Origin of the sequence: Marinomonas balearica (assembly GCF_004362145.1) — a bacterium.
GTDB lineage: Bacteria > Pseudomonadota > Gammaproteobacteria > Pseudomonadales > Marinomonadaceae > Marinomonas > Marinomonas balearica.
In genome coordinates, this window is sequence record NZ_SNXC01000009.1 from 574,896 (window position 1) to 601,249 (window position 26,354).

The 26,354-nt window shown below is 42.9% G+C and carries 25 protein-coding genes; 11 read left to right on the forward strand and 14 right to left on the reverse strand.

Annotation, left to right across the window (positions count from 1 at the left end; all coding sequences use genetic code 11):
• The first annotated feature begins 216 nt into the window (after nucleotides 1-216).
• The 3 genes from DFP79_RS04290 to rlmM are packed head-to-tail and all read left to right on the forward strand — an operon-like array spanning nucleotide 217 to nucleotide 3,099.
• Complete coding sequence (locus tag DFP79_RS04290) at nucleotides 217-1,320, forward strand: GGDEF domain-containing protein (protein ID WP_133502692.1); 1,104 nt, start codon at nucleotides 217-219, stop codon at nucleotides 1,318-1,320.
• Between the two features lie 11 nt (nucleotides 1,321-1,331).
• Nucleotides 1,332-1,994, forward strand: coding sequence for a pseudouridine synthase (locus DFP79_RS04295; RefSeq protein WP_133502693.1), 663 nt, complete (start codon nucleotides 1,332-1,334; stop codon nucleotides 1,992-1,994).
• A 49-nt stretch (nucleotides 1,995-2,043) separates the two neighbouring features.
• A complete protein-coding gene (gene rlmM / locus DFP79_RS04300) occupies nucleotides 2,044-3,099 on the forward strand; it encodes a 23S rRNA (cytidine(2498)-2'-O)-methyltransferase RlmM (RefSeq protein ID WP_133502694.1) in 1,056 nt (351 codons plus the stop codon).
• Nucleotides 3,100-3,198: 99 nt separating this feature from the next.
• On the opposite strand, the gene DFP79_RS04305 is transcribed toward rlmM, so the two are convergent.
• Nucleotides 3,199-4,890, reverse strand: coding sequence for a L,D-transpeptidase family protein (locus DFP79_RS04305; RefSeq protein ID WP_133502695.1), 1,692 nt, complete (start codon nucleotides 4,888-4,890; stop codon nucleotides 3,199-3,201).
• Between the two features lie 25 nt (nucleotides 4,891-4,915).
• Nucleotides 4,916-5,197: a YkgJ family cysteine cluster protein gene (locus DFP79_RS04310; RefSeq protein WP_133502696.1), complete on the reverse strand. Its 282-nt coding sequence runs from the start codon at nucleotides 5,195-5,197 to the stop codon at nucleotides 4,916-4,918.
• Between the two features lie 160 nt (nucleotides 5,198-5,357).
• Between DFP79_RS04310 and DFP79_RS04315 the strand changes: the two genes are divergently transcribed.
• Nucleotides 5,358-6,578, forward strand: coding sequence for a GGDEF domain-containing response regulator (locus DFP79_RS04315; RefSeq protein ID WP_133502697.1), 1,221 nt, complete (start codon nucleotides 5,358-5,360; stop codon nucleotides 6,576-6,578).
• 127 nt (nucleotides 6,579-6,705) lie between these two features.
• Here DFP79_RS04315 and gatB read toward each other — a convergent pair whose 3' ends face one another.
• Genes gatB through gatC form a run of 3 tightly spaced genes read right to left on the reverse strand, consistent with a single transcriptional unit; the run spans nucleotide 6,706 to nucleotide 9,914 of the window.
• Nucleotides 6,706-8,151 (reverse strand): Asp-tRNA(Asn)/Glu-tRNA(Gln) amidotransferase subunit GatB, encoded by a 1,446-nt coding sequence (gatB, locus tag DFP79_RS04320; protein ID WP_133502698.1) that lies wholly within the window; start codon nucleotides 8,149-8,151, stop codon nucleotides 6,706-6,708.
• A gap of 2 nt (nucleotides 8,152-8,153) precedes the next feature.
• The gene (gene gatA, locus DFP79_RS04325) at nucleotides 8,154-9,614 is read right to left on the reverse strand and encodes an Asp-tRNA(Asn)/Glu-tRNA(Gln) amidotransferase subunit GatA (RefSeq protein WP_133502699.1); all 1,461 of its coding nucleotides are present in this window, start codon (nucleotides 9,612-9,614) and stop codon (nucleotides 8,154-8,156) included.
• Between the two features lie 12 nt (nucleotides 9,615-9,626).
• Nucleotides 9,627-9,914: an Asp-tRNA(Asn)/Glu-tRNA(Gln) amidotransferase subunit GatC gene (gene gatC, locus DFP79_RS04330; protein WP_133502700.1), complete on the reverse strand. Its 288-nt coding sequence runs from the start codon at nucleotides 9,912-9,914 to the stop codon at nucleotides 9,627-9,629.
• Between the two features lie 239 nt (nucleotides 9,915-10,153).
• Between gatC and DFP79_RS04335 the strand changes: the two genes are divergently transcribed.
• From DFP79_RS04335 to DFP79_RS04365, 7 genes are read left to right on the forward strand one after another with little or no spacing between them, the layout of a single operon-like run.
• The gene (locus tag DFP79_RS04335) at nucleotides 10,154-11,197 is read left to right on the forward strand and encodes a rod shape-determining protein (protein ID WP_133502701.1); all 1,044 of its coding nucleotides are present in this window, start codon (nucleotides 10,154-10,156) and stop codon (nucleotides 11,195-11,197) included.
• A gap of 21 nt (nucleotides 11,198-11,218) precedes the next feature.
• On the forward strand, nucleotides 11,219-12,055 hold the full coding sequence (mreC, locus tag DFP79_RS04340) for a rod shape-determining protein MreC (RefSeq protein ID WP_279526494.1): 837 nt from the start codon (nucleotides 11,219-11,221) through the stop codon (nucleotides 12,053-12,055).
• Complete coding sequence (mreD, locus tag DFP79_RS04345; protein WP_133502703.1) at nucleotides 12,052-12,525, forward strand: rod shape-determining protein MreD; 474 nt, start codon at nucleotides 12,052-12,054, stop codon at nucleotides 12,523-12,525. The genes mreC and mreD overlap by 4 nt, the downstream gene beginning before the upstream one ends.
• A gap of 8 nt (nucleotides 12,526-12,533) precedes the next feature.
• Entirely contained in the window at nucleotides 12,534-13,130 is a 597-nt protein-coding gene (locus DFP79_RS04350; protein ID WP_133502704.1) for a Maf family protein, read from the forward strand.
• Nucleotides 13,123-14,577, forward strand: a complete 1,455-nt coding sequence (rng, locus tag DFP79_RS04355) for a ribonuclease G (protein ID WP_133502705.1) — start codon at nucleotides 13,123-13,125, stop codon at nucleotides 14,575-14,577. The genes DFP79_RS04350 and rng overlap by 8 nt, the downstream gene beginning before the upstream one ends.
• A 16-nt stretch (nucleotides 14,578-14,593) precedes the next feature.
• Nucleotides 14,594-18,403, forward strand: coding sequence for a YhdP family protein (locus tag DFP79_RS04360; protein WP_133502706.1), 3,810 nt, complete (start codon nucleotides 14,594-14,596; stop codon nucleotides 18,401-18,403).
• A gap of 13 nt (nucleotides 18,404-18,416) precedes the next feature.
• Entirely contained in the window at nucleotides 18,417-19,241 is an 825-nt protein-coding gene (locus DFP79_RS04365) for a carbon-nitrogen hydrolase family protein (RefSeq protein ID WP_133502707.1), read from the forward strand.
• A gap of 64 nt (nucleotides 19,242-19,305) precedes the next feature.
• Here the strand turns inward: DFP79_RS04365 and yjgA are convergent, their stop codons facing one another.
• The 9 genes from yjgA to DFP79_RS04410 all read right to left on the reverse strand — a co-directional run bounded on the left by yjgA (nucleotide 19,306) and on the right by DFP79_RS04410 (nucleotide 26,263).
• Complete coding sequence (gene yjgA / locus DFP79_RS04370; protein WP_133502708.1) at nucleotides 19,306-19,839, reverse strand: ribosome biogenesis factor YjgA; 534 nt, start codon at nucleotides 19,837-19,839, stop codon at nucleotides 19,306-19,308.
• Nucleotides 19,840-19,844: 5 nt separating this feature from the next.
• The gene (gene mgtE / locus DFP79_RS04375; protein ID WP_133502709.1) at nucleotides 19,845-21,197 is read right to left on the reverse strand and encodes a magnesium transporter; all 1,353 of its coding nucleotides are present in this window, start codon (nucleotides 21,195-21,197) and stop codon (nucleotides 19,845-19,847) included.
• A 10-nt stretch (nucleotides 21,198-21,207) separates the two neighbouring features.
• The gene (locus tag DFP79_RS04380) at nucleotides 21,208-21,477 is read right to left on the reverse strand and encodes an HPr family phosphocarrier protein (protein WP_133502710.1); all 270 of its coding nucleotides are present in this window, start codon (nucleotides 21,475-21,477) and stop codon (nucleotides 21,208-21,210) included.
• A gap of 11 nt (nucleotides 21,478-21,488) precedes the next feature.
• Nucleotides 21,489-21,938: a PTS sugar transporter subunit IIA gene (locus tag DFP79_RS04385; protein ID WP_133502711.1), complete on the reverse strand. Its 450-nt coding sequence runs from the start codon at nucleotides 21,936-21,938 to the stop codon at nucleotides 21,489-21,491.
• Between the two features lie 17 nt (nucleotides 21,939-21,955).
• Nucleotides 21,956-23,425: an RNA polymerase factor sigma-54 gene (locus tag DFP79_RS04390; RefSeq protein WP_133502712.1), complete on the reverse strand. Its 1,470-nt coding sequence runs from the start codon at nucleotides 23,423-23,425 to the stop codon at nucleotides 21,956-21,958.
• Between the two features lie 66 nt (nucleotides 23,426-23,491).
• The gene (gene lptB, locus DFP79_RS04395) at nucleotides 23,492-24,217 is read right to left on the reverse strand and encodes an LPS export ABC transporter ATP-binding protein (protein ID WP_133502713.1); all 726 of its coding nucleotides are present in this window, start codon (nucleotides 24,215-24,217) and stop codon (nucleotides 23,492-23,494) included.
• Nucleotides 24,217-24,738 carry a lipopolysaccharide transport periplasmic protein LptA gene (gene lptA, locus DFP79_RS04400; protein WP_133502714.1) on the reverse strand — a complete coding sequence of 174 codons (522 nt, stop codon included), beginning with the start codon at nucleotides 24,736-24,738 and terminating at the stop codon, nucleotides 24,217-24,219. Before lptA ends, lptB begins: the two co-directional genes overlap by 1 nt.
• Nucleotides 24,713-25,300 carry an LPS export ABC transporter periplasmic protein LptC gene (lptC, locus tag DFP79_RS04405; protein ID WP_133502715.1) on the reverse strand — a complete coding sequence of 196 codons (588 nt, stop codon included), beginning with the start codon at nucleotides 25,298-25,300 and terminating at the stop codon, nucleotides 24,713-24,715. Before lptC ends, lptA begins: the two co-directional genes overlap by 26 nt.
• Nucleotides 25,301-25,306: 6 nt before the next feature.
• Complete coding sequence (locus DFP79_RS04410; RefSeq protein WP_133502716.1) at nucleotides 25,307-26,263, reverse strand: calcium/sodium antiporter; 957 nt, start codon at nucleotides 26,261-26,263, stop codon at nucleotides 25,307-25,309.
• Nucleotides 26,264-26,354 lie beyond the last annotated feature (91 nt).

Sequence of the window (26,354 nt, forward strand, 5' to 3'; positions counted from 1 at the left end):
TGATGGTGAGGGTTTTCGAGTGAAAGTTAGGCTGCTAACTCGTAACAACGGCTCAGTGGCGTTAAGTTGGTAAAAAAGAGCGTGTGCTGCTGAGTTGTTGTAACTGTCTATGGGAAATGTCGCGTAAATTAGTTAAAATACGCGCATCAAAATTTCTTAAATACCCATCGCCAGTTGTAAAACTGCCAACAAAAGTCCGAGACGGAATAAACATAAGTGCTAACAAGAATTTCAGCGTTTTATGAACAGTTGCTAAGTATTGGAAGCGAGCATGAAACTGGTATTGAGCTAAGCCAACGTCAAGTTGTTATTTTGTCATGTGTGTTGTCGGGTTTAGTTTGTTTGGGGTTATTCGCGGTATTTGCTGTGTTAGAGCAGTTTACAATGTCGGCGTTTAATTTGGGGGGCGCTTTATTCGCTGTAATTGGACTTACATTAGTGGCGAAAGGCTACTTGTATCTCTTTCACTGGATGCTGCCCTTTATCGCCATGTTTTTTATCGTCCTATCCAGTTTGGTTTTTTATGGAGTCGATAGTCACTTTCATTGGATGTTGGCAACGGTTGTGGCGTATGCATTCACAGCGTTTCGAGATACGCAAAGGGGGGTGCAGCTGGCGATTTTTTCTTTGACCGTTTTTTTGTTTTTTTTATGTGAAACGATTGGGCGCGAATTTGGGTCCTATTTGAATAGCGAGGAACAGTCTGCCTTTTCAATTTTCTCATTTGCCGTAGCGATCACAGATGTTGGTATTGTGACTAATCACGTGGTGGGAAGGCTTCGAGCTTTGAACCGCTCTCTTCAAGAACTCGCTGAAAAAGATGAGTTAACAGGTTTGTCTAATCGAAGAAAAGTACTCGCTGATGCGGTCAATGTGTTTGCTGATTCAATTATCAATTACGAGTCATGCGCAATCGCAATAGCAGACCTTGATCATTTTAAGCGAATAAATGATACGTACGGCCATGATGCTGGCGATATAGTACTAAAAGCTGTCTCCAATGAAATGACACGTCAGTTATCTGGGAAAATGAAAGTTGGGCGTTATGGAGGTGAGGAGTTTATCTTTGTGATGCCTTCAACCAACCTTAGGGATGCAACGCATGAAATGGAGAGGCTGCGAGAGGTTATAGAATCATTAGAGATTTCGACCTCGCTAGGTGTTGTTATTCCTGTGACGATCAGTATTGGTGTCGCGACTCTTGATTCTGATACATCAAGATACGAAGAAATTATAACTCAAGCCGACAAAGCGTTGTATCAGGCAAAAGACAGTGGTCGAAATCGTGTGGTTGGACCTTCCGCTTACTTTCATATCTAAAAAGACTTTCTATGATTTCTGTTTTATATCAAGCTGCCGATTTTTGGGTAGTTGTGAAGCCTGCTGGGGAAAGTTTTCACAGTGAGGCTGGTATCGGCTTTTTTCAGCGCTTATGTGAAGCCTTTCCAGGTGTGTCGTTTTACCCAGTACATCGACTGGATAAAATGACCTCAGGGTTGTTATTGGTAGCGTGTAATAAAGATGTTGCACGAGAGCTTATGAATGCGTTCTCAGAAAAAATTATTGAAAAAAGATACCTTGCTATATCTAGTAAAAAACCGAAAAAGAAACAAGGTACGATAAAGGGGAATATGGCGCCTGGTCGCAATGGCCAATGGAAGCTTTCTAGTGAAGGGAAAATGGCTGTTACTCAATTTCATTCATGCTTTGTTGACGGTCGGCGTGCTTTCTATATTCGTCCACGCACAGGAAGAACTCATCAAATCAGAGTGGCTTTAAAAAGTGTTGGCGCTCCAATATTAGGAGATTCTCGCTATGGCGGTGAAGCATCTGATCGTGGCTATTTACACGCCTATAAATTGAGTTTCAAATTGGGTGATCTAGCATATGATTTCTCTATATTGCCTTCTGAGGGTGCGCACTTTAGTAGTAATGTGTTGAGTGTAATTGAAGAAGTGTTTTGTGAGCGAAAGCTAATATGGCCACGTACGTAAATATATTCTAGTAAAGAATTTTTGACTAAAAACTAAGAAGACTACATTAATGAAAAATATACTCGCCTATTGTCGAATAGGGTTTGAGAAAGATTGTGCAGCAGAGTTGCAGGAAATAGCTGCAAGCTACGGCATATATGGATATTGCCTTGCTCGTGAAAGCGACGGGTATGTGGTTTTCAATGGCGTAAACGAAGGTGATGCTGAGAAAATCATTAAATCGCTTACATTTAACGAAGTTGTATTTGCTCGTCAGCTCATTGCAATTACTGACCTTATTGAGTTCGCATCTGGTTCTCGGGTTGAGGCGTTTTTGGAGGCGGCAAAGTCTTTGCCGTTAGCAGAAGAGTTGTGGCTAGAAGTTGCTGATACAAATGATGGAAAAGCGCTTTCTGCATTAACGAAAAAGATTGATAAGCCCCTAAGGCAGGCTTGGAAAAAAGCCGGTATTTTAAGGAAGAAGGCTATTGGCATTAGGCATCATGCTTTCTTTATGGAGGGTGATAAAGCCTATTTAGGTGTGTCATTTTCAGAATGCCGTTCTGAGTTTCCTATGGGGATTCGCCGACTTCGTTTTCCATCAGCAGGGCCAAGTCGTTCGACGCTGAAGCTTGAAGAGGCAATGCTTCAGTTTGTGCCTGAAAAAACACTAGATAGAGATTTAAATGAAGGTATGGTCGCTGTCGATTTGGGTGCTGCGCCTGGTGGTTGGAGTTATCAGTTTGTTAAACGTGGAATTTTTACCATCTCAGTTGATAATGGGCCGATGCAAAAAGAATTGATGGCGACGGGGTTGGTTGATCATCAAAAAGTGGATGGTTTTAAGTTTCAGCCAGACAATCCTGTTGATTGGATGGTGTGTGACATGGTTGAAAGGCCGATTATGGTTGCGAAGCTCATGGCGAAGTGGTTGGTTGAAGGATGGACCAAACGTGCAATTTTCAATTTGAAGCTGCCAATGAAAAAGAGACATCAAGAGGTGTCACTTTGCCTCGAAGAAATCGCTAATACGCTCGATAGTGCTGGTATGAAATTTGAGATGCAAGCAAAGCATCTTTATCACGACCGTGAAGAGATAACGGTTTGTGTGATGGTGCGAAAATAGCATCAAATGAAGCAATCAATAATGCAGCGCTTTTGTATTTAATCAATAAGCGCTGCATTAATCGCTGAAGTCAATCTACTTTACTCTATAGATCTTTGATCAAATAGACTCTGATGGGCTGAACGGAGCATACCCCATTGCTTCTTCCATTAACTTGTCTCGCTTGTAAATATCACTCCGAAACTCGGGCATACCATTGTCGTTAGGCACTACGGTAAAATACACCAGATAAACGGGTAAATACTTTGGTAGCGTAATGACTTTAGTTTCTCCGTTTGTTATTGCTTCATTAAGTTTTTCGCTGCTTTCAGACCCTTCAAGTAGCATCTGAGCAAACTCATCTGGGTGTTCTAGTCTTACACAGCCAGAGCTGTATGCTCGGTCAACTTCTTTGAAAAGATGTTTTGCGGGAGTGTCATGTAAATAAATGTCGTTTTTATTGGGGAACATAAATTTATATAACCCCAGAGCATTACCGTCGTCTGCATTTTGTTCGAATCGATACGTAAGTTTAGATTGATGGATCGACGCCCAATTGATGCTCGTTGGGTCAAGTTCTTTTGCGCTTGAGCTCCAGTTAGCGAAAACCTTATAGCCGTGAGTTTTTAGGTAGTCGGGGTTTTCTTTTATTTTAGGGAGTAAGTTCTCTCTGGCAATTCTGTGAGGGACTCGCCAAGTGGGATTTGTGACCATGTAGGTCATTTTGCCATAAAATACAGGTGTTTTACGTGCAGGCTTACCGATGACAACACGCATCGATTTAGTTTCTCCTGCAAGATGGGTGTGTACTTGATAGTCTGTTAGATCAACCCAAATACGGTCTGCTTCTAAACGGCTGGGTAGCCAGCGCCATCGCTCCAAATTGTAGTTAATTTGTTTTACTCGCTCTTTGAGAGGGATGTTGAGTGTTTGGATTGTTTTTGAGCCTGCCGCGCCGTCAGCGGTTAAATTGTGGCGACGCTGGAAATTAATAAGGGCTTCTTTGAGGCGCTCGTCAAATTGATCTTCGTTTACTTTGCGTGTAGAAAATCTTATATCGCCAAGTTGTATGAGCCTTGCTCTAAGTTGAGCGATACGGGGGCCTTCGTCTCCTAAGGTGAGCGGGACGCCGACGTCAACGTGTATATCGGGTTCTTTGTCTGAAAGCTCTTGATAGTAAACAAGCCATTTTTGCAAAATTTGGTAATGTGGGTGTCGTGGAGCAAGGAGAGGCAGTGAGTTTACCATATCCGATGCGGAGTTTAGCCAAAGTAAATCCTTCCAATCTTCATTGGGTGCATCAAGCTGCCAGTTTGGGTCTATAAGCAGTGGCTCGTAACGCCCGTTCGACAGGTCGTGCGCATAGCTCGATAGCGCAATCGTGGCAATTACGTCGATTTCAGCGAGTTCTTGTTGTGAAGGATTGCTGATGTTTAAGTATTCTTTAAGTGTTTCTGCGTGGTAATGAATTGGGTTTAAACCATGTGTATTTGCCTTTTCTAATATGTCGATAAGCTTATAGATCGACATATTTAGTTGGCTGTTCTCAATCCAAATGGGGTTAAATTCTCTGTCTTTGTAGGCTTCAAATACCGTATTGTTCGGAAGAGCTTGACCTGCAATAGGGGTAAAAGCTTCTAGCATTATTGCTAGCTGGTCTTTTACGCTTGCTTCTATCTGCTCTTCAGTAGGGGGAACGACGATAAAGTTTTTGCTGGTGGCTTTAGTTTTTTGTTGTGGCGAGGATGAGCAGGCACTTAATAGGGCGCTGGTGAGTACTATTACTGCAAGTTGCTGTGCTCTGGGTGACATTTTTCGCTCCTTTGAATCGTTCGTGTTATTTGATTCTAGACTGAGTTCGATTATTTGGGTTGGTTTCGCTTTCCATTAATGCCAAGATGTTCATGGCTTCTTCTGTAGACTCACCACAAAAATCGTGAGTTGCTGCAAAGTCGCTGCATACTTTTGGCCGAGTGGGTTCGTTGAAAATTGCACAGCGTCGATCTTCCATTAGATGTAGACAAGGAACCCCCGCTGGTTTGCCATTTGGCATGCCCGGAATAGGGCTCGTAATAGACGGAGCAGTGCAGCAAGCTCCGCAGGAAGGTCTGCAGTTCATCTGATTTCTTACTTATGCCATAAATGGGGCGAATTAAAATAGATCTATATGTTATGTTACCTCATGATAACGTGCTACCATTTTATTCATTCGAAGGACTGAATGCCGTTCCAGACATTCGACAAATTGATGCTAGTCCATTTTGAGAGCTAATTTATACATGCAATATCGTATACTTGTTGTTGAGGATAGTCCTGTAGTACTGAAAGTGCTAAAACATTTGGTAGGCCAATCTCAGGAGTTTTTACCGGTTTTATGCTCCTGCTATAAAGAAGCCGAAGAAAAGCTGGCAGAAGATGATGATTTTTTTGCCTCGATAGTCGACCTTAATCTTCCTGATGCTGAGAATGGGGAAGTTGTCGATTTGATATTGGGGCGAAAAATTCCCTGTATCGTTCTGACTGGTAACTTTGATGATAATTTGCGTATCAGCCTTTTGAATAAAGGTGTTCTGGACTACGTAACGAAAGAATCACGCTACTCGTTTAACCATGTGATGAAAGTGGTTAACCGCCTCAAAAAAAATCAAAACATTAAGGTTCTTGTTGCAGAGGACTCATCGACAAGCCGCCTTTTTATTAAAATTCTCTTAGAGCAATATCGCTTTAATGTTATTGAAGCTAGTGACGGTCAAGAGGCCTTAGCGAAGCTTGAAGCTGACAGTGAAATAAAAATGCTGATTACCGATCACAATATGCCGTTGGTCAATGGGTATGATTTGGTTCGAATGCTTCGTCGCAATGTAAGATTTCAGGATCTGGTTATTATTGGTCTCTCTGCCGAAGGTGACACCTCACTCTCTGCTAAGTTTATAAAATCTGGTGCAAATGACTTCCTGAAAAAACCGTTTTATCACGAAGAATTCCATTGTCGAGTCATTAGTAACTTGGAATCTCAGGAAATGTTAGCAACCATTCGTGATCTGGCGAACCTTGACCCCTTAACTAAACTTTATAATCGGCGCTATCTTTTTGAAGAGGGTGAGGCTTTGTATCAAAAAGGCGGCGTTGCCGCGATTTTGGATCTGGATTTCTTTAAAAAAGTGAATGACACATATGGTCACTTTGTAGGGGATGAGTTGTTAAAGGAATTCTCAGAGCTATTGAAGGCGTCATTTCAAGGAGGTTTGATTGCCCGATTTGGTGGAGAAGAATTTTGCCTCATTACTGAGTTATCTGGCGACGCTCTCAAAGAGAAGTTGTATCAGTTTATGGACGATGTTCGCTCTCGCTCTTTTACCCAAGCGGAAGTGCCTGTGACCTGTAGTGTTGGAGTTTGTTCTGAATCGCAGTCTACGTTAGGTGAAGCTGTGAATCTTGCTGATAAATATCTTTATGATGCAAAAAATGCGGGCAGAGATACCATTGTTTTTGGGGCGTGATCAAGGGCGGGTATAGCCGTCGAGATACGTTCTGAGTATTTCAGAGTGACGCAGGGTAAATAAAAAAGGGCATCAATTAAAAATTGCTGCCCTTTTTTTGTCTTAGTGTGAGCTATTAAAAGTTCGCTTAGCCGTTAAGTAGCTTGTTCAAAATAGGTGTAACTAATCCAGGATTGGCTTTCCCTTGTGAGGCTTTCATTACTTGTCCCATGAAGAAGCCAATCATTTTTTTCCGTTTATCGGGTTCTGATGCTCTGAATTGCTCAACCTGTGCGGGGTTGGCGTCAATAACACCTTGGATCATGGCTTCAATCGCACCCGTGTCAGTAACCTGTTTTAGGCCTTTTTTGTCGATGATTTCATCGGCGCTGCCTTCGCCCAACCACATGCATTGGAAAACATCTTTTGCGGTTTTTCCATTAATTGTGTTGTCTTCGATTCGGCTTAGCAATAACCCAAGTGCGTCTGCTGATACAGGGCTTTGGTTGATTTCTATGTTTTCTTGGTTGAGGAATTTGCTTACCTCGCCCATGACCCAGTTGGCTGCAAGTTTTGTATTTTTAGAGACTTTCGCTGCGATTTCAAAATAGTCAGCCATTGCTCGAGAAGACGAAAGGACGCCTGAGTCGTATTCGCTCAGCGAATATTCTTCTTCAAAGCGTTTTGCTTTTTGCGTGGGAAGTTCTGGCAAGCTTGCTTTGATGTCATCTACGTAGCTTTGTTCCAGTATAATCGGCAGAAGGTCTGGGCACGGGAAGTAACGGTAGTCGTTTGCGTCTTCCTTGCTTCGCATACTGCGAGTTTCGTCTTTATCTGGATCATATAGGCGAGTTTCTTGAACGATTTTTCCGCCGTCTTCAAGAATGTCCATTTGGCGTTCGATTTCGCTGTAGATGGCTTTTTCAATAAATCGGAACGAGTTTACGTTTTTGATTTCTGTGCGGGTTCCGTATTCTTGTTGGCCTTTAGGGCGAAGGGATAGGTTGACATCGCAACGCATTGATCCTTCAGCCATGTTTCCATCACAAATGCCAAGGTACGTTACGATAGAGTGGATCATCTTTACGTATGCAACCGCTTCTTTTGCCGATCGAATGTCTGGCTCAGAAACGATTTCCAGTAACGGGGTGCTAGATCGGTTTAAGTCGATGCCAGTCATGCCTTGGAAGTCTTCATGCAAAGATTTGCCTGCATCTTCTTCAAGGTGGGCGCGAGTTATACCAACGCGTGTTACTGTGCCGTCTTCTAGTGCAACATCTAGGTGTCCAGAGCCCACAATGGGGTGATCCATTTGGCTGGTTTGATACCCTTTTGGTAAGTCGGGGTAGAAGTAGTTCTTACGTGCGAAAACAGATGTCATTCCGATTTCGGCGTTTACCGCATGTCCAAACATAACTGCCATGCGTAATGCTTCTTTATTGAATACAGGTAGGGCGCCTGGCATTCCCAAATCGACTAGCGTAGTGTTAGTGTTAGGCTCGGCACCAAAGCTGGTTGCTGCGCCCGAAAAGAGTTTTGACTTTGTCGCCAATTGAGCATGAATCTCTAGGCCGATTACGACTTCCCAGTTCATGATTAGGCTCCTTTTACTAGGCTAGGGGTTTGCGTATGCCAATCTGTTGCTTGCTGATATTTATGTGCCACGTTGAGAAGCTTAGCTTCATCAAAATAGTTGCCCATAATTTGTAAGCCAACCGGCATGCCATTGCTGAAACCAGCGGGTACGGACATGGCAGGAATGCCTGCAAGATTAACTGATAATGTGTAGATGTCTTCTAGGTACATGGCCACTGGATCAGAAGTTTTTTCACCAAGTCCAAAGGCTGTAGTCGGAGCAACAGGTCCCATAATGACATCAACGTCTTGATATGCGCGAACAAAATCTTCTTTGATTAGGCGGCGAATGCGTTGGGCTTTAACGTAGTAGGCATCATAGTAGCCTTCAGATAGGGCGTACGTTCCAACCATGATTCGTTTTTGTACTTCTTTGCCAAAGCCTTCCGCGCGGGTTCTCATGTACATGTCAAGAAGGTCTTGCGGGTCGCTACAGCGATGCCCGTATCGAACGCCGTCAAATCGGGATAGGTTTGAAGAGGCTTCAGACGGTGCAATAACATAATAAGATGGAATGCTAAGGTTTAGGTTTGGTAAAGAAATTTCTTTAACCGTCGCGCCTAGCTTCTCGAATTCTTTTATTGCGTTCATTACGATCTGAGCAACATTGGAATCCAGACCTTCCCCAAAGTATTCTTTGGGTAAGCCGATGCGCAAACCTGTTAATGGTGCTTCAATGCTTTCAAGATAGTCTTGGGTTGATGTTTCGGCACTGGTGGAGTCGCTACTGTCAAATCCTGCAAATGATTGAAGTAGGTAAGCACAGTCTTCTGCGCTTCGGGCCATTGGTCCAGCTTGGTCTAGGCTGGACGCGTAGGCAATCATGCCAAAACGAGAAACACGTCCGTACGTAGGTTTTAATCCTGTGATACCGCAAAATGATGCAGGCTGACGAATTGAACCGCCTGTATCTGTGCCTGTCGCAGCAACACAAAGGCCGGCAGCAATGGCTGCGGCAGAACCACCTGACGACCCACCTGGAACAGTGTCTAGGTTCCATGGGTTTTTTACGGCACCGAAGTGACTGTTTTCGTTGGATGAACCCATTGCAAACTCATCCATATTAGTTTTGCCAAGGGTTACAGCGCCTGCCATTTTAACTCGGCCTGTGACGGTCGACTCATATGGAGGAATGAAGTTATGTAGCATTTTTGATGCACACGTTGTCAGAACGCCTTCAGTACAGAAAAGATCTTTGTGCGCGACTGGGATACCAGTTAAAGGCGATGTGTTGCCGCCAGCAATGGCTTCATCGGCTGCGTGCGCTTGCTTCAATGCCAGTTCGTCTGTCACCGTGATAAAGCTGTTTAGTGTTGGGTCTATACTGCTAATTCTATTTAAGTATTCTTGCGTTAATTCAACGCTTGAAAATTCTTTCTGGCGCAGTTTTTGCGCAAGTGATCGGATGCTTTGATCAAACATTATGTGCACTCTTTAATCTATAACTTTCGGCACTAAGAATAAGCCGGATTCGGTTAATGGGGCGTTGGATAGAAAAGCTTCTCGACGGTCTTGTTCTGTCACGACATCTTCGCGAAGTCTTTGAGTTGCTTCTAATGGATTTGAAAGGGGTTCAACACCTTCTGTATCAACTGACTGCATCTGTTCTACTAAATCAAGCACACTGGATAATGAGTGTTTGTACTCTTCTGCATCTTGGTCGCTAAGGGATAAACGAGCAAGATGTGCAATTTTTTGCACGTCTTGTTTTTCTAGGGACATGATCCACCTAATTTATTTTGCGTTTGAAAATGCTTTTATTGTATCTGTATCTGCGTATACGAGAAAGGTGTAGGAATGAAAAACTGGTTATTAACAGCAAGAATCAAAAAAAATCGAATAAACAAAGAAATAGAACAGAATTATTACTGATTCATTGAGGATTCAACTTGCTCAAATGACTGGTGATTGGTACATTTTGTCGCTGTTCATATCGTTTTTTGTTCAGGGTGTAGGAATTCATGTTTAAAAAAATCAGGGGAATGTTCTCAAGCGATTTATCGATTGACCTCGGAACGGCAAATACCCTTATCTATGTACGTGATCGCGGTATTGTGCTTGACGAACCCTCGGTGGTTGCGATTCGTCACAGTGGCAATCAGAAAACGGTAGCCTCAGTCGGTGTAGATGCAAAGCGGATGCTGGGTCGTACACCAGGTAACATAACGGCTATTCGTCCAATGAAGGATGGAGTGATTGCTGATTTTCATGTTACCGAAAAAATGCTTCAGTATTTTATTTCAAAAGTTCACGAAAACAGTTTGTTGAAACCAAGTCCTCGAGTTTTGGTATGTGTACCTTGTAAATCGACGCAAGTTGAGCGCAGGGCCATTAAAGAATCGGCTTTGGGTGCAGGTGCTCGGGAAGTGTATATCATTGAAGAACCTATGGCGGCAGCAATCGGAGCAGGTTTGCCTGTTGCAGAAGCGTCTGGATCTATGGTGATTGACATTGGTGGTGGTACGACCGAGATTGCCATCATATCTCTAAACGGCATCGTTACTCGTGAGTCGATTCGTGTAGGCGGAGATCGCTTTGATGAAGCCATTACAACGTATGTGCGTCGTCAATATGGCAGCTTAATCGGTGATGCTACGGCCGAGCGTATAAAAACTGAGATAGGTATGGCATACCATACCGGCGAAGAATTACAAATTGACGTACGTGGCCGAAATTTGGCAGAAGGTATTCCTCGTTCTTTCACTTTGAGAAGTACGGAAATATTGGATGCTCTTCAAGAACCATTGGCGCAAATCGTACAAGCAGTAAAAGGTGTGCTTGAGCAATCTCCGCCAGAATTGGCTGCCGATATCGGCGAAACGGGTTTGGTGCTTACTGGCGGTGGTGCTTTACTGAGAGAGATTGATCGTCTAATTAGCGAAGAAACAGGCCTGCCTGTGATCGTTGCTGATGACCCATTGACCTGTGTTGCTAGAGGCGGTGGTTTAGCGATCGAAATGATGGATAAACATGCATCAGAGTTGTTTACAGCGGACAATGAATAATCGGTAGATTAGGGGTCCGCTATTAATAACTCATTTTTTTTTACAGGTAAGGTTTCTGGCGTAAGGTTTTTTATGCTGGCAACTTTATCTGTTGTCATGATAGTTACGGATGCGCACTATCGCGGGTTTGCGACGGTACGACCGTATTTAACATGGCTTGTTACACCTATCCAATTGGTGGTTAACGCACCTAAGCAAATGCTTAGTTGGGCTGGCGATCATCTTGAAAGTCGTGAAGATTTGGTTCTGGAAAATCATGGTTTAAACGAAGAGCTATTGATACTGCGCAGTAAGTTGCAAAAACTTAATGCGCTTCGGGCCGAAAATGTACGTTTACGAGAACTGTTGGATGCGTCGCAACGAGTTGATGAAAAAGTGGTCATGGCCGAGGTGATTGGTTTTGATCAAAATGCCTACAGTCATAAAGTGTTAATAGACAAAGGTTTTTCTTCTGGAGCCTACGTCGGGCAGCCCGTTTTGGATGCAACTGGTGTTTTAGGTCAGGTAGTTGAAACAGCTGCCTATACCAGTCGAGTCTTACTTATTGCTGATGCGAGTCATTTTGTACCTGTGGAAATTGCTAGGACGGGGTTTAGAAGTGTCCTGCGCGGGACCGGAGATCTCAAAAAGATGGAGTTGATGAGTGTGCCCCACACTGCAGATATTAAAAAAGGGGACATCTTGACAACTTCTGGGCTGGATAAGCGCTTTCCAATAGGCTATCCGGTCGGTGTGGTTCGCTCTGTTAAGCATGTCGCAGGGAATTCGTATTCAGAAGTGGATGTTGTTCCATTGGCGCAGTTAGGCCGCAGTCGTCATGTTATGCTTATCGATCGCCCGGAATTGGAGCGACAATGAAATCTAGTTTTATATTCTTTTTGACCTTCATTGTTGCTTTGATGCTGGAGGCGCTTCCTTTTCCAGATGATCTTGTATGGTTTCGTCCCGAATGGGCTCTTCTTGTCGTGTTATACTGGGTAATAGCGCTGCCTTACAAAGTCGGGGTAGGTGTCGCTTGGATCTTAGGTGTAATGGTTGATTTGTTGCAAGGTGGGATCATAGGGCAGCACTCGTTAACTTACGTCATCATTGCGTACGCTTGTGCATTGTTTTATCAAAGGCTTCGTATGTATATGAGGTGGCAGCAAGGCGTGTTTATCTTTTTGCTGGTGAGTATTAATCAGTTGGTAAACTTCTGGCTTGACCACTATGTAGGTAATGCAGAGCCAACCTTAATGATATTTATGCCTGCAATTATTACTGGCTTTCTTTGGCCTTGGTCTTTCATTGTACTAAGAAGTATTCGTCGTCTTTATTCTATTAGTTAGGAATTATAATGATAATCCTTGCATCCGCTTCTCCTAGGCGAAAAGAGCTATTAGGTACCTTTATTAGTTCATTCGAAATCATGCCTGCGGATATTGATGAAACGCCATTCGAATTTGAGGCGCCTCAGGAATATGTTGTTAGGGTCGCCAAGGATAAAGCCTTTTCTATTGCAAATATAACAAACAATCAGACCGGAAACTTGATCATTTCTTCAGATACGAGCGTTGTAGTTGATGGTCAAATATTAGGTAAGCCTGTCGACGAGGCCGATTCTAAAAGAATGTTGCGCTTGCTATCGAATCGTTCTCACGAAGTGATTACATCATTGTGTGTGTGTGATTCTCAACTTAGAAGAGTTACTACTGACATAGTGGTTACTCAAGTGGAATTTCGATCTATTTCCGATGTTGAAATTGCCTTGTATTGGAAAAGTGGTGAGCCGAAGGATAAAGCAGGGTCTTACGCTATTCAGGGGATCGGTGCTTCATTTGTGAAGTCAATGGCTGGCTCCTATTCGGCTGTTGTCGGGCTGCCTCTATTCGAAACAGCGAACCGATTGGCTGAGTTTGGTGTTCAAATTTTTCAGGAGATTAGCGATGAGTGAAGATGTTCTCATTAATGTGACACCAATGGAAATACGGGTAGCATTAGTCGAAAATGGCGTGCTACAAGAAGTTTATATCGAGCGTTCGAGTCGCAAAGGAATTGTAGGCAATATTTATCAAGGAAAAGTTGTCAGGGTGTTGCCCGGTATGCAAGCGGCTTTCGTCGATATTGGTTTAGAACGTGCTGCATTTATACATGTTTCTGAAGTTGCAGACCGTGATGCGGTAAATGCCAGTGACCAAATTGGCGATTATTTGCGGGAAGGGCAGTCTCTCGTTGTGCAGGTGACGAAAGACCCTATTAGTACCAAGGGCGCTCGTCTGACCACTCATTTGTCTATTCCTTCGAGGTACTTGGTCTACATGCCAGATCAGGCGCATGTTGGTGTTAGTCAACGTATTGAGGATGAAGATGAAAGGGAGCGCTTAAAGTCTTTGGTGTCTCAGGCGCTGACAGATGCAGATGAGACCAGCGGATATATTCTTAGAACGGCAGCCGAAAAAGCAGGTGAAGAAGAGATTCTGTCTGATATTAAATTTTTGACTCGTTTGTGGCAATCCGTCAAGAAGCGAATGAAAAGCGCAAAAGCACCTTCAGTAATTTATGAAGATTTGCCTCTTCATTTGAGAACAATGCGTGATCTCGTCAGTTTGACAACTGAAAAGATTAAGATTGATTCAAAAGAAAATTTTGCCAAACTCCGTTCGTTCGCAGATGACTTTATTCCTGAGCTTTCTAATCACATAGAGTACTATCCTGGGGAACGCCCAATATTTGATCTTTACAGTGTTGAGGACGAAATTCAAAGAGCTTTGGATAGAAAAGTAGCATTAAAGTCTGGCGGCTACTTATTGGTTGAGCAAACGGAGTCGATGACCACCATAGATGTAAATACGGGTGCGTATGTCGGAACACGAAATTTAGAAGAAACGATATATAAAACAAACTTAGAAGCTGCGACCGCAATAGGTCGACAGCTTAGGTTGAGAAATCTCGGTGGCATAATCATCATCGATTTTATCGACATGGAAGATGAAGAGCATAAGCGTCAAGTGCTTCGGATGTTGGAAAAGGTTCTTGAGATCGATCATGCAAAGACAAAAATAACAGGTGTATCAGAGCTTGGTTTGGTTGAAATGACACGCAAGCGAACGCGCGAGAGTTTGGGGCAGATATTATGTGAACCTTGCCGTTCTTGCCGCGGAAGTGGTCTAGTAAAAACACCTGAAACAGTCTGTTACGAAGTGTTTCGAGAAATATTACGTGCAGATAGGGCGTATAATTCCCAAACTTATACTGTATTGGCATCCAGTTCTGTCGTTGAGCGCTTTTTGGATGAAGAGAGTGTGGCTGTAGCGGAGTTAGAGGCGTTTATCGGGAAAACGATTCGTTTTCAAGTAGACCCTGTATATACGCAAGATCAATACGATGTCGTGTTGAGGTGATTTAGGGGATAGATAGGTGAAAAATATCTCTCGATGGATTGTGAATCTGATATGGTGGTTTGCCGTCACCTTTGTTGTTGTGCTTGCAGCTATCGTTGTAAGTGTGAAGCAGCTTTTGCCTCTAGCCGATCATTATCGTCCTCAAATTGAAAGTAATATCAGTCAAATTATAGGGCTTCCAGTCAAAATAGAATCTTTTGGAGGGGGCCTAAATGGCATTGATGTTTCTATTAATGTGTCGCACTTAAACATTACCTCTAATGATGGAGATGATGTCATTTCTGTCGGTAATATTGCCGTTTCCCTTGATACTGTTAAATCCCTCCTGACTTTTTCTCCTCAGTTTAGAAGTGTCCACGTTGATGGCCTTTCCGTTTTTCTTGAAGAAAGTAAAAATGGGATAGGGTTGGTAGGGCTGCACTCCCAAGGGGGCGCGGATCCAAGCGTGGTCGCAGAGCGGGTTATTGACTATCTTTCTACGCAAAAACAGTGGGTAATATCTGAATCGAAAATTACGCTTAAAGGTGCTCGATTCGATGATCAAATGATAAAAATTCCTTCGCTAATCATTCGAGATTATTCTGATCAAACGATGGGTGAGGCAGAAGTTTATGTTAATGGTCAAATAACGCCCATAAAGCTAAAAGCGCGAATAAAAAAAACCTATGCCGGGTTTGGTTCTGGTCACGTTGATGTTTACGCGAAAGTTCCTGATCAAGTTGCCTCCTTAGAATGGTTGCAGAGTGCCAGGTTGGCATTTCTTGAGGGAATAAAAGTCGGGGGCGAAGTTTGGCTCTCTTATATCCCCGAAGAATCTTGGTCGTTTAGATTATTGCCGAATAACTTAGTTCTTACCGAAACGGAAGGGGCGAAGTTGGAGCTTCAGGGGGATATTTACGGTCAATATCGTTATGCATCGGATAATTTTCATTTAAATGCTTCCACACTAACGCCGCACTTTTCTGGCTTTTCTTCGCTTCCCACGACAAACCTAACGTTTGATTATGATTTACAAGCTCAGCGAGCGTTACTATTGTTTGATGAGATTGATGCTAAATTTGCAAGTGAAATAGGATTAAAGTTTCTTCCTGAACAATGGGTCGCATCAAAACTAATAAAGGGGTTGAGTGGTCAAGGGCAACTAAAAAATGCGTCACTAAGGGTGTGGGGTGATAGGCATCAACACTTTCAGTATGTAAGTAATTTAGAAAACATATCTGTAGAAGGTTTTCGGGGAATCCCGAAAGTGGATAAATTGGATGCAATCTTTAGTATCGGCGAGGCTGGAGGATATATTCAATATCAGGGGTTGCATTCCGACCTTCAGTTTAATGAAGTATATGACAATAGCTGGAAGACCGAGTCGCTAGATGGTCTTGTTGAATGGCGTACTAATGGTAAGCAAACGACCGTGGTTGGCACGGATTTAAGTGTTAATAGAAATGGTGCCCGTATTGGCGGAGAGTTTCGTTTAGAGGTGCGGCCGGATGCTGAGGACTGGTTGGTATTAAACATATCAGCCCAAGATATTGAGACGGCGGATCGGCTTGATTATATTCCACCGAGAGTGTTAAGTAACGAGTTAAAAGGCTGGATAAAAAATGCGTTGAGTAACGGAAAGATCGCCGATCTAGGTGTCATCGTTCAAACGAGCTTGCAAAATGCAGATCCACAAATACGAATAGCTCTTCAGACTGAAGATGTGGACGTAAAATTTTCTGAAGAGTGGCCAGTGGCCCACAACACAAATGCTTCATTAGTCGTTCAAAATGACGCGGTTAATGTAAGCGTAGAATCAACTAAATTTGCTGATTTGGATGTCTCAAATTTAACGGTATCTGTACCAATTTCATCTGGTAAGGCTCGCTGGATTAATGTTGAAGGGAGTCTCAAAGATGATGCAGATAAGGTGCTTACCTCACTGCGTGTGACCCCTTTAAATGACAGCGTACTCAGAGCGTTTAATGACTGGAAGTTGCGTGGCCAGATAGAAGGAGAGTTTTCTGTCTCGGTTCCATTAGCTTTGGGCTCTGAACCCGTTGTTGATGTGGATCTCTCGTTCTCTGATAACCCGATATATGTGGGTGAAGCACACTTAGAAGGGGAGATAGTAGACGGGCAACTCTCATTTTCTACAAAAGAGGGTCTTCACGATACTCGTTTTGTAGTGCGCGCGCTGGGTGGTGAAAGTAAAGTATCTCTTAAATCTGAATATGTGCGTAATGGTGAGCTGGCGGTTATCGGTGAGTTAGAGGGTCACTACAATGCAAAGGACCTCGCTACATGGAGAGCGTTGCCAGAAAGTGTGATTGGCAAAATTCAGGGTGATGGTCGCTATCTTGGTTCTTTAACCATCAATAAAACCCAGCGAGAGCAAATTGAGCTGGATATCCGCTCTTCGATAGACGATGTTGGTCTATCGTTACCGTATCCAATGTTTAAGCGTTTAGGTGATGCTTCAGAAGCGCGGGTGGGGCTCAAGTTTCATCGAGATGATGTTGTCATTGATGTAAATTACGACGATTTTTTAGCGGCTAAGATTGCATTGTCTGAAAATGAGTTGGTCGGTGGTTATCTGGAAGTGGGGCGGCAATCTGAACAGATCGAGTTGAAGAAAGGTGTTTATGTTCGCGGAAACCTCTCAAAAATAAATATTCCGGATTGGAATGCGCTAATCTCTGATATTGAAGCTGATGTTAGTTCAGATTCGACTAATGAAGTTGCTATTCGCCTCATGCCGCCTAAATGGCTAAAAGGTATGGACGTTGTTGTTGATGAGGTAATTGTAAATGACCTCAATTCTCTAAATAACGTTAAAGTAGAATATGGCGTCTCTTCTTCCGATGGAGCGGTGTATGTTAATTCGGATGAACTTGAATTGAAGTTATTTGCCAATGAGCATGGGCCTGTTGTGCATTTTGGTTTTCTCAGTTGGAATACTTCGAAAGATTCTCCCGATGAAGTAGCGGAAGAGCATAAAGGCTCTTTTCTTACTGCCAATCAAGTGCCCAATATGACGTTGATGCTTGACGAACTTTATCTAAATGACCGGCCGCTAGGAGACTGGAATTTAAAGATAAATAGATTGGGGAAGGGAAGGGTTAAGATAAGCCCTATATTGACTCAACTAGAGCATGGGAATATCCAAGGGAGTTTATATTGGCAGGAAATTGGAGAAGACAGTAGTGTCGAGCTTGCGTTAAAACTCGATGGTAAGAAAGCTGAGGAAATTACTCGAAAATTTTCGGATGTGCCGTTTATAAAGTCTGATGAGTATCAGTTTGATGTTGTTCTTGCTTGGCAGGGAACGCCATTTGAGTTTGATAGGGAGTCATTATCCGGCCGAATAAAATTTGAAATCGAAGACGGTAACTTTAATCAAGTGGATCAACTGCCGCCGTTTCTAAAAGTATTGGGTATTTTTAATATCGACACACTGGCTAGGCGTTTAACTTTTGATTTTTCCGACCTATATGCGCCGGGTTTGCCATTCGATACTTTCAAGGGGCTTTTGACTATCAATAACGGTCAATTGGAGACGACTGAGCCAATTGTCGTAAGCGCGCCTACTGCGGAAATAGAATTAAAAGGTACTGCTAACTTAATAGAAGAGTTGTTAGATGAGCGCTTAACAATAACGGTGCCTATATCGAGCACATTGCCGATAGCGGGTTTTTTGTTAGCAACCCCTCAAATTGCAGGCTTATTGTTTATTACTGATAAGTTGATTGGAAAACAGATATCCAAAGTTACAAGTGTTCAATACAGTATTGTAGGGCCGTTTTCAGACCCAAACGTCGAACCTGTTAAGTTTAAACCAAATTAATTGGAGTTTAGTGATGCGTATTGCAGGGGTCCAAATGACCAGCACGCCGGATATGATGTCGAACTTGAACTATGTGGAAAATGCAGTTCAAAGGGTTGCTTTACAAGGAGCGGACTTGGTTGTTTTGCCTGAAAACGTATTGTTATTTTCAGGTCGGCAGCTTAAAGCAGTTGCTGATGATGAAAACAAGCTAGCGTTGCTTGATCGCATTTCAGAGTTGGCGCAACAATATGAGTTACCGATTCTTGTTGGTTCGCATCCAAAGTCTTATCGATATGATAAAACTTTGGTTTCCAATAATAGGGTTCGACAATCTAGTCTGTTATTCAGTGCCGATGGAAGTGAGGTTGCAAGATACGACAAAATTCATTTATTTGACGCTGCAGTATCGGATAAGGCTGGTGAATACAAAGAATCTGATTACATTGAGCCTGGAGATTTGCGCACAACAGTAATTGATGTGAAGGATGTAAAAGTTGGATTGTCTATTTGTTATGATATTCGTTTTCCGGAACTGTTTCGACAATTAAGCTCAAAAGGAGCGGACATTATTATTGTGCCTGCGGCGTTTACTTATCAAACGGGTAAGGCGCATTGGCATGCTTTGTTGCGAGCAAGAGCTATTGAAAATCAGTGTTATGTATTAGGTGTTAATCAGTGTGGCTGGCACACCGATTCAAGACAAACTTATGGTCATACTCAATTGATTGACCCGTGGGGAGAGGTGTTGGCGGAGCTTGGCGAGTCGCCGGGAGAAATTGTAGAAGCGTTGGACTTGAGCGTGTTGCGGACGGTAAGAGAAAAAATGCCATGTCTGTCTCATCGGCGGTTTGACTAAGCTGTTTTTCACACAATAAAAAAGGCGCTATTAGCGCCTTTTTTATTGTGTGAAAAACAGAGAATTATAACTTTAGTTTGGCTTCTTGTTGTTCTCTTAGTAACTTAAAAAGCTTCTTTTTGCTTGTGGTTTTATTACCTTGTTCAGCTTCTTTTTGAGACTGACGAATTAGTTGTCGAAGTGTTTGAATATCAACTTCAGGGTAATCTTCTAGATACTTTTTAAATGCTTCTTGACTCGTAGTTGGGTTTATTAGATGGTCACGAGTGATCTCTAATTGTTGAAATAGTTTATTGTGCAGAGCAGATGTCGTGTCGAAAAGGTCAACACGGTGTTGAATTTCTTCGTGGTCTTCGCTGCGCATCACTTTACCAATGTACTGAAGGTGTCTGCGTTGCGCTTCGCGTTGTTTTATTCTATCTGCTTCATCTAGCGCGTCTCGAAGAGTCTCTGTCATAGGGACTTTGATTCGCTGAGATTTGCTAAGCGCCACAAGTTTTTTGCCAAGCTCTTGTAGAGCTTCCATTTCGCGTTTTACTTGTGTTTTGCTTTTGTAGTTTTCGTCGTCAAACTCGTCGTACTGTTCAAATTCTGTCATTGTATTTACACTAAAAATAAAGTTGCTAGGCCCAAAAATGATAAGAAACCAACGACGTCCGTGACCGTTGTAAGAATCACGCTACCAGCAAGAGCTGGGTCAACACCGAGTTTCTTTAGAATAACGGGGAGCATTGTCCCTGTAATGGCTGCAAAAAGAAGGTTGATAATAATCGCTGCGGCAATGATATAGGCAATCTTAATATTGTCAAACCAAAGCGCTGTCATTGCAGCAATAACTGTCGCCCATAACACGCCATTTAGGGCGCCCACCACAATTTCTCGATTGAGTAGCCAACCTGTATTTGTTGATCCAATCTGGTTTAGGGCGATGCCTCGTATCACCAACGTTAACACCTGAGAGCCAGCGATGCCACCCATGCTGGCGACGATTGGCATCAAAATAGCGAGTGCAACAATTTGATCAAGCGTTGCTTGAAATAGACCAATGACATAGGACGCTATAAAGGCCGTGATTAAATTGATGCCTAACCAAACTGCCCTGCGACGGGTTGTTTTTAAAATGGGGGCGAATGTGTCTTCGTCGTCATCCAATCCGGCCATCGAGAGCATAGAGTGCTCGGCTTCATCTCGAATCACGTCAACTACGTCATCGATTGTGATTCGTCCTAGTAGCTTTTTTGTCTCAGGGTCAATAACAGGGGCTGAAACCAAGTCTAGCTTCTCGAACGTTTGTGCAACTTCGCTTGCAGAAGTATCTGCCGTGATGGTCGTTGTGTCGGTTTCCATTATCTCGCGAACGGTCGAGGAGGTATCTGCAACGAGCAATTTTGTCAGTGGTAAGGTGCCTAGAAATTTGTCTGATCGACTGACGATGAGTAGGCTGTCAGTCATATCTGGTAGTTCTTGGTGACGTCGTAAGAACCGGAAAACAATGTCTACGGTGATGTTGGGCCGAATGGTAATGGTGTCCGTGTTCATTAGGCCGCCAGCAGAGTCTTCAGAATAGCTCAGCAGAGTTTCGACGCGAGCCCGATTCTGAGCGGTCATAGAAGCAAGAACTTCTTTGGCAAGCGTTTCAGGTAAATGTTGAAGGATGTTGGTTAAATCATCGTGTTCAAACTGTTCTGAAACCGCAACCAGTCGCTCGGTGTCCATGCTTTTCATGAACTCGGCACTGATGTCTTCACTTAGATACTGTAGAACGTCACCTTCGTTCTTATCATCAATTAGATCCCAAAGTAACTTACGTTCTTTAGGGGGAGAGGATTCAAGAAGCCTTGCTACATCCTGAGCAGGAAGTGCACCATTGAGCAAATAGCGAATTTGCATCGTTGTACCAGACTCAAGTGATTCATTGACCGTCTGAAGGTGCTCTTGAGTTGTTTGCTCAGTCATATTGCAGCTCTTATTCTGCTTCGCCAAATCGATCGCTAATGACGTCTACAATGGCAGTCATTGCTTCTGCTTCATCTTCGCCGTTGGATTTTATCTTGAGTGAAGTGCCTTTACTGGCTGCAAGCATCATCATGGCCATGATGCTTTTGCCATCCACATTTCGCCCGTCTTTTTCGATTGTAATGTCGCAAGAAAAACGAGTGGTTGTTTCAACTAGCTTACTTGCTGCGCGAGCATGCAGGCCTAGTTTATTTACAATAGTGACGGTCTGTTCCAGCATTGCAGTCGTCCTTATACTTGTTGTAAAAACGTTGTTATGAGTTGTTCGTTCGTTGTTGCGTTACGTAATGCGTCGAGTTTCTCAGGAGACTGAGCCATTTCTGCAATTTGAGACAGTGTCTTTAAGTGGCCTTCGCACTCGTTTGGTGGTGCGATCAGGGCAAATATTAAGTCAACCGGTTTTCTGTCAATTGAGTCGTAATCGATCGGTTGTTCGAGAGACATCAATACGATTGCAGCATGATTTGCTTGATCAAATCGGCAATGTGGAATGGCGATACCTGAACCAATACCTGTGCTTCCAAGTTTTTCTCTGGCTAATAGGGCATCGTAAACGGCTTCTGATTCACAGTGAAGTCTTGCTCCGATTGCTTCAGCTAAAAACTCAAGTACTCTTTTTTTGCTAGCAATTGGCTGGTTTGCAAAAACCAGCTCGTTATTGACTAAATTATCTAAGGGCATCGTTGTTACTACCTGTTTCAAATAAGGCGTTTTCGTTCATTAGAAGGAGGGATATTCATCGCCTCGCGATATTTTGCAACCGTTCTTCTGGCGACTTGAATTCCTTGTTCTGCAAGTATAGTCGCTAACTTGTTATCACTGAGTGGTTTTTTGGCTGGCTCTTCGGAAACCAGCTTCTTGATCATAGCTCGAATTGCTGTTGATGAGCACTCTCCACCGGAGCTCGTATTAACATGACTTGAGAAAAAGTATTTGAGTTCGAAAATACCTTTTGGGGTGTGCATGTACTTTTGTGTAGTAACACGAGATATCGTTGACTCGTGCATGCCCACTTCTTCAGCAACATTATGGAGTACCATGGGTTTCATGGCTTCTTCGCCATATTCGAAAAAGTCGATTTGGCGATTGACGATGCAGCTTGCTACTTTTAGCAAAGTTTCATTTCTACTTTGAAGGCTTTTAATAAACCATTTAGCTTCTTGTAATGAGCTTTTTATATAGTTTACGTCTTCAGAGGACGCGGATTTGTTCGCCATTGCTGAATAGGTTTCATTTATTTTAACAGGCGGTAGGGCGTCGTTATTAAGTTCGACTTGCCAAACGCCATTTTTCTTTTTGACTGATACATCAGGCACGACGTAATCGGTATCGGATGTATCGATCGTTGCGCCTGGTTTTGGGTTTAATTGTTGTATTAACGTAATTACACCTTTTAGTGCTTCTTCTTTTAGACGCGTCTTTCTGCAGAGTTGGGCAAAATCTCGGTTTCCAAGAAGAGGGAGGTAATTGTCAATTACATTTAAAGCCGGTTTGTAAAGTTCATGCTGTCTATAGGCTTCTAGTTGAACGAGTAGGCATTCTCTAAGGTCTTGTGATGCAACGCCGATAGGATCAAATCTCTGTACTCTATGTTGTACCGCGATGACTTCATCGAGCTCTAAGTCTTCAAGTTCAGATTGAAGTGATTCAAATGCTTCTTCAATGCTTATTGAAAGGTATCCATCTGGCCGAACGCATTCAATGAGGGCATACGCTATTTCAATATCGCGGTCTGAAATATGAGTAAGGTTGAGTTGCCAAATTAAGTGATCTTGGATGCTTTCTGATTCTGAGTTTCGGCTATCGAGGTCAAACTCACCGTCAAAGACAGGCGCATCGGATGCTGCAGCGGTGTTTTGATAAGTGTCATCCCAGCTGCTGTCAATTGATAGCTCCTCAGGGATGCTTTCAGTCCATTCAGACTCTAAACGAGCTTCTTCCGAGCCAGTGTCACTTTCGGCTTTTTTTTCTGATTCATTATTGGATTCAGAAGGTGTGGAAGGTGTATTTTCATCTTCGTCTAACTCTAGAAGCGGATTCGATTCCAGAAAATCGTGTATTTCCTGTTGCAGGTCAATAGTAGAAAGTTGTAGCAAACGTATTGCTTGCTGCAACTGAGGGGTCATGGTTAACTGCTGACCTATTTTAAGCTGTAATGACTGCTTCATGAAACAACTCTTTTTTTGTGGAACGCATTGTGCATAGTACTCTCTTTTTATTTGAAAAATAAGAGCTTAAAGTTTGAAGTTATCGCCGAGATAGACTTTTTTCACTTGTTCGTTGTTAATAACATCGTCCGCATTGCCTGACGCAATTATGTGGCCATTGCCTACAATATAAGCCTTGTCACATATGTCTAATGTTTCTCTAACGTTGTGGTCAGTGATTAACACCCCAATACCACTGTCAGTTAAGTGTTTTATTATCTGTTTGATGTCTCCAACTGAAATGGGATCGACGCCTGCAAATGGTTCATCAAGTAATATAAATTTAGGGTTCATGGCCAGTGCGCGAGCAATTTCAACTCTTCGACGTTCTCCACCAGATAGCGCCATCCCTAGGTTTTTGCGTATGTGGGTTACATGGAACTCTTCGAGTAACTTTTCTAGCAGTTCTGACCTTTCTTGTTTCTTTAGTTCTTTTCTAGTTTCTATTATGGCTGCAATATTGTCTTCTACAGACATTTTTCTAAAAATGGATGCTTCTTGAGGAAGGTAGCCTATGCCTTTTTGGGCGCGAGCATGCATCGCATCTTTTGTTACATCATTTCCATCTATAAATATGCCGCCAGCATCATTTGCCACCATACCAACGATCATATAGAAGCAGGTTGTTTTGCCCGCGCCATTAGGCCCTAAAAGACCTACTGCTTGCCCCGACTCTACTGATAAAGATACATCAATGACGACTTTTCGCTTTTTATAGGCTTTTGCAAGGTGCTTGGCTTCCAATATTGCCATTACTGTTCACTCGGCTCTTGAGAGGGTTGTAGTGTCATTTTAACGCGACCGTTGCCGCGATTTTCTGCTGAGAATGTTTCGTCTTTCATCATGTAAAGGATGAAGTCGGCATCTATCTCATCCTGCTCGCGTTTTAAATAGCCTTTTCCATTAATTTCCAGGCGGCCTTCTGTGACGTAGTCGATCTGGTCTCCACGACTTGTCACCATGTTGCCTTGCTCGTCGAGCTGTTGTGAAAACTTAGCAGGTGTCCCTGTCGCTTTTAACGAACTGAATGTGTTAGTTGCTGGGTCGGTGAAAACTTGTAAGTAGTCCGCTTTGATTTCAATCGTGCCTTGCTTTATTAAAACGTCGCCTTGATACGTTGCCTTACCAGCTTTTTGGTCGAAAAAAGCTTCATCCGCCTGTATTTCGAGAGGTTGGCTCGTATCGCTTTCAAGGGCATAGCTTGAGGGGATTCCCAAACAAGCGCTTGCGGTTAGTATGAGGGCTGCTTTATTTATTTTGGGTAGCTTGTTCATAATGTCCAGATACGTTTCCTTTAAGTTGAGCTGTTTCAAGGTTGATGTATGAGCGAATGGTATCGGCTAGTGTAATGCCTTGTGGAGTGGTTAGTTTCGCATTCCCCTCACTAATAAGCGATTTGTCTATACCATTGTAATGAATAACATCTGCGTTTAGTTTGTTTGAGTTAATGTTGTTGTCTTTTCTAACGACTGAGGCGTTAGATGTTAGCAATACGTCTTTATTGGTGTCATTGAGCTGTCCAAAATCTGCTTCCGCATGCCAAACAATTCCGTCGGTTGTTGTTTCTATTTTTGGAGCAACAGCAGTTGTTTGTTTATTGATATTGTAATGGCTGAGTTTAGAGGTTCTGATGATTTGCTCTAGTTGGCCATCGGCCGTAAATTCTTTAGATGTCACATTCTCCAAAAAATAATCGGGAGTGTTTGATAGTTCATCTTTTGAAACAAGTGTGGTCGTTGGCGAGGCTCCGTACCAAAAAAATGCAATAACGCATGCGGCGATCGTAAAAACGATGCCTGTTTTTTGAAGCCATTCTTTCGGTATCAGTATTTTCACAGTTTTTTAACTAACGGCTATTAGTGTGTATAGGTAAATTGCATAGCTGCCCAATAATGGGAAGCCAATCCAACGTGGAACTTCTTTGATTCTGTTGCGTGAGTATACAAGGATCAGAAGTGTAAGTGTAAGAGTGAGTGCTAAAACCCACCAATAGTCGCGATTTAGTACTTCTATATTGAGTACGCCCGGCGCTAATATGGCAGGCATAGGTAATACCGTTGCTAGGTTAAATAGGTTTGAGCCGAGTACATTGCCTATTGCGATGTCATGATGACCTTTTTTTACGCTGGTTATCGAGGCTGCAAGTTCTGGTAGGCTTGTGCCTATCGCAACGATAGTCAGGCCGATGACAAGCTCACTAATTCCTAAACTTGTAGCAATTCCAACTGCACCCCAAACAAGCACTTTTGAAGATAGAACGAGAACAATTAGTCCTAAAATCGCGATGGTCAGTGAATAGAATACGCTTTTTCCATCATCTTCTGGTAGGTCATCTAAGAGCTCCTCTTTACTTTCTTTGCCACCTTTGAGTAGAAGTACAAGGGCAATGATGAATGAAATAATCAGAATGATGCCGTCGAAGCTGGAAAGGTGTCCGTCAAGAAATAATGCGCCAGTAAGTAGCGTGATGCCAACAACAAGAGGGATTTCTTTTTTTATTAATGTGCCCGAAATTGGGATAGAGGAAAATAGAAGAGTGGCTCCAAAGACTAAAGCAATATTGGCAATATTTGACCCCAAAACATTTCCTATGGCAATTTCTGGAGCATTGTCCAAAGAAGCAATAGCAGAAACGACCATTTCTGGGGCTGAAGTTCCAAGAGCAACAAGTGTTACTCCTATTATTATTGGGCTCACATTTAGTTTTTCGGCCACGAGCGCAGCGTGTTCAATAAATTTATCAGAGCTTAAAACCAGCAAAATTAACCCTGCCAAAAGCGCAACAGCAAACAAAAACATATATCTTTTAATCCGTGGGAAACAAAGTTGCTCCATTTAATGTGGTTTGTCATAGAAATTCAAGACTTGACGTGCGCTATCCTTTATAAAA

Bases quoted from the DNA above. Each gene is read 5' to 3' on its own strand.
- DFP79_RS04295 (WP_133502693.1), top strand. From the start codon at position 1,332: ATGATTTCTGTTTTATATCAAGCTGCCGATTTTTGGGTAGTTGTGAAG.
- rlmM (WP_133502694.1), top strand. From the start codon at position 2,044: ATGAAAAATATACTCGCCTATTGTCGAATAGGGTTTGAGAAAGATTGT.
- DFP79_RS04305 (WP_133502695.1), bottom strand. From the start codon at position 4,890: ATGTCACCCAGAGCACAGCAACTTGCAGTAATAGTACTCACCAGCGCC.
- DFP79_RS04310 (WP_133502696.1), bottom strand. From the start codon at position 5,197: ATGAACTGCAGACCTTCCTGCGGAGCTTGCTGCACTGCTCCGTCTATT.
- DFP79_RS04315 (WP_133502697.1), top strand. From the start codon at position 5,358: ATGCAATATCGTATACTTGTTGTTGAGGATAGTCCTGTAGTACTGAAA.
- gatB (WP_133502698.1), bottom strand. From the start codon at position 8,151: ATGAACTGGGAAGTCGTAATCGGCCTAGAGATTCATGCTCAATTGGCG.
- gatA (WP_133502699.1), bottom strand. From the start codon at position 9,614: ATGTTTGATCAAAGCATCCGATCACTTGCGCAAAAACTGCGCCAGAAA.
- gatC (WP_133502700.1), bottom strand. From the start codon at position 9,914: ATGTCCCTAGAAAAACAAGACGTGCAAAAAATTGCACATCTTGCTCGT.
- DFP79_RS04335 (WP_133502701.1), top strand. From the start codon at position 10,154: ATGTTTAAAAAAATCAGGGGAATGTTCTCAAGCGATTTATCGATTGAC.
- mreD (WP_133502703.1), top strand. From the start codon at position 12,052: ATGAAATCTAGTTTTATATTCTTTTTGACCTTCATTGTTGCTTTGATG.
- DFP79_RS04350 (WP_133502704.1), top strand. From the start codon at position 12,534: ATGATAATCCTTGCATCCGCTTCTCCTAGGCGAAAAGAGCTATTAGGT.
- rng (WP_133502705.1), top strand. From the start codon at position 13,123: ATGAGTGAAGATGTTCTCATTAATGTGACACCAATGGAAATACGGGTA.
- DFP79_RS04365 (WP_133502707.1), top strand. From the start codon at position 18,417: ATGCGTATTGCAGGGGTCCAAATGACCAGCACGCCGGATATGATGTCG.
- yjgA (WP_133502708.1), bottom strand. From the start codon at position 19,839: ATGACAGAATTTGAACAGTACGACGAGTTTGACGACGAAAACTACAAA.
- mgtE (WP_133502709.1), bottom strand. From the start codon at position 21,197: ATGACTGAGCAAACAACTCAAGAGCACCTTCAGACGGTCAATGAATCA.
- DFP79_RS04380 (WP_133502710.1), bottom strand. From the start codon at position 21,477: ATGCTGGAACAGACCGTCACTATTGTAAATAAACTAGGCCTGCATGCT.
- DFP79_RS04385 (WP_133502711.1), bottom strand. From the start codon at position 21,938: ATGCCCTTAGATAATTTAGTCAATAACGAGCTGGTTTTTGCAAACCAG.
- DFP79_RS04390 (WP_133502712.1), bottom strand. From the start codon at position 23,425: ATGAAGCAGTCATTACAGCTTAAAATAGGTCAGCAGTTAACCATGACC.
- lptB (WP_133502713.1), bottom strand. From the start codon at position 24,217: ATGGCAATATTGGAAGCCAAGCACCTTGCAAAAGCCTATAAAAAGCGA.
- lptA (WP_133502714.1), bottom strand. From the start codon at position 24,738: ATGAACAAGCTACCCAAAATAAATAAAGCAGCCCTCATACTAACCGCA.
- DFP79_RS04410 (WP_133502716.1), bottom strand. From the start codon at position 26,263: ATGTTTTTGTTTGCTGTTGCGCTTTTGGCAGGGTTAATTTTGCTGGTT.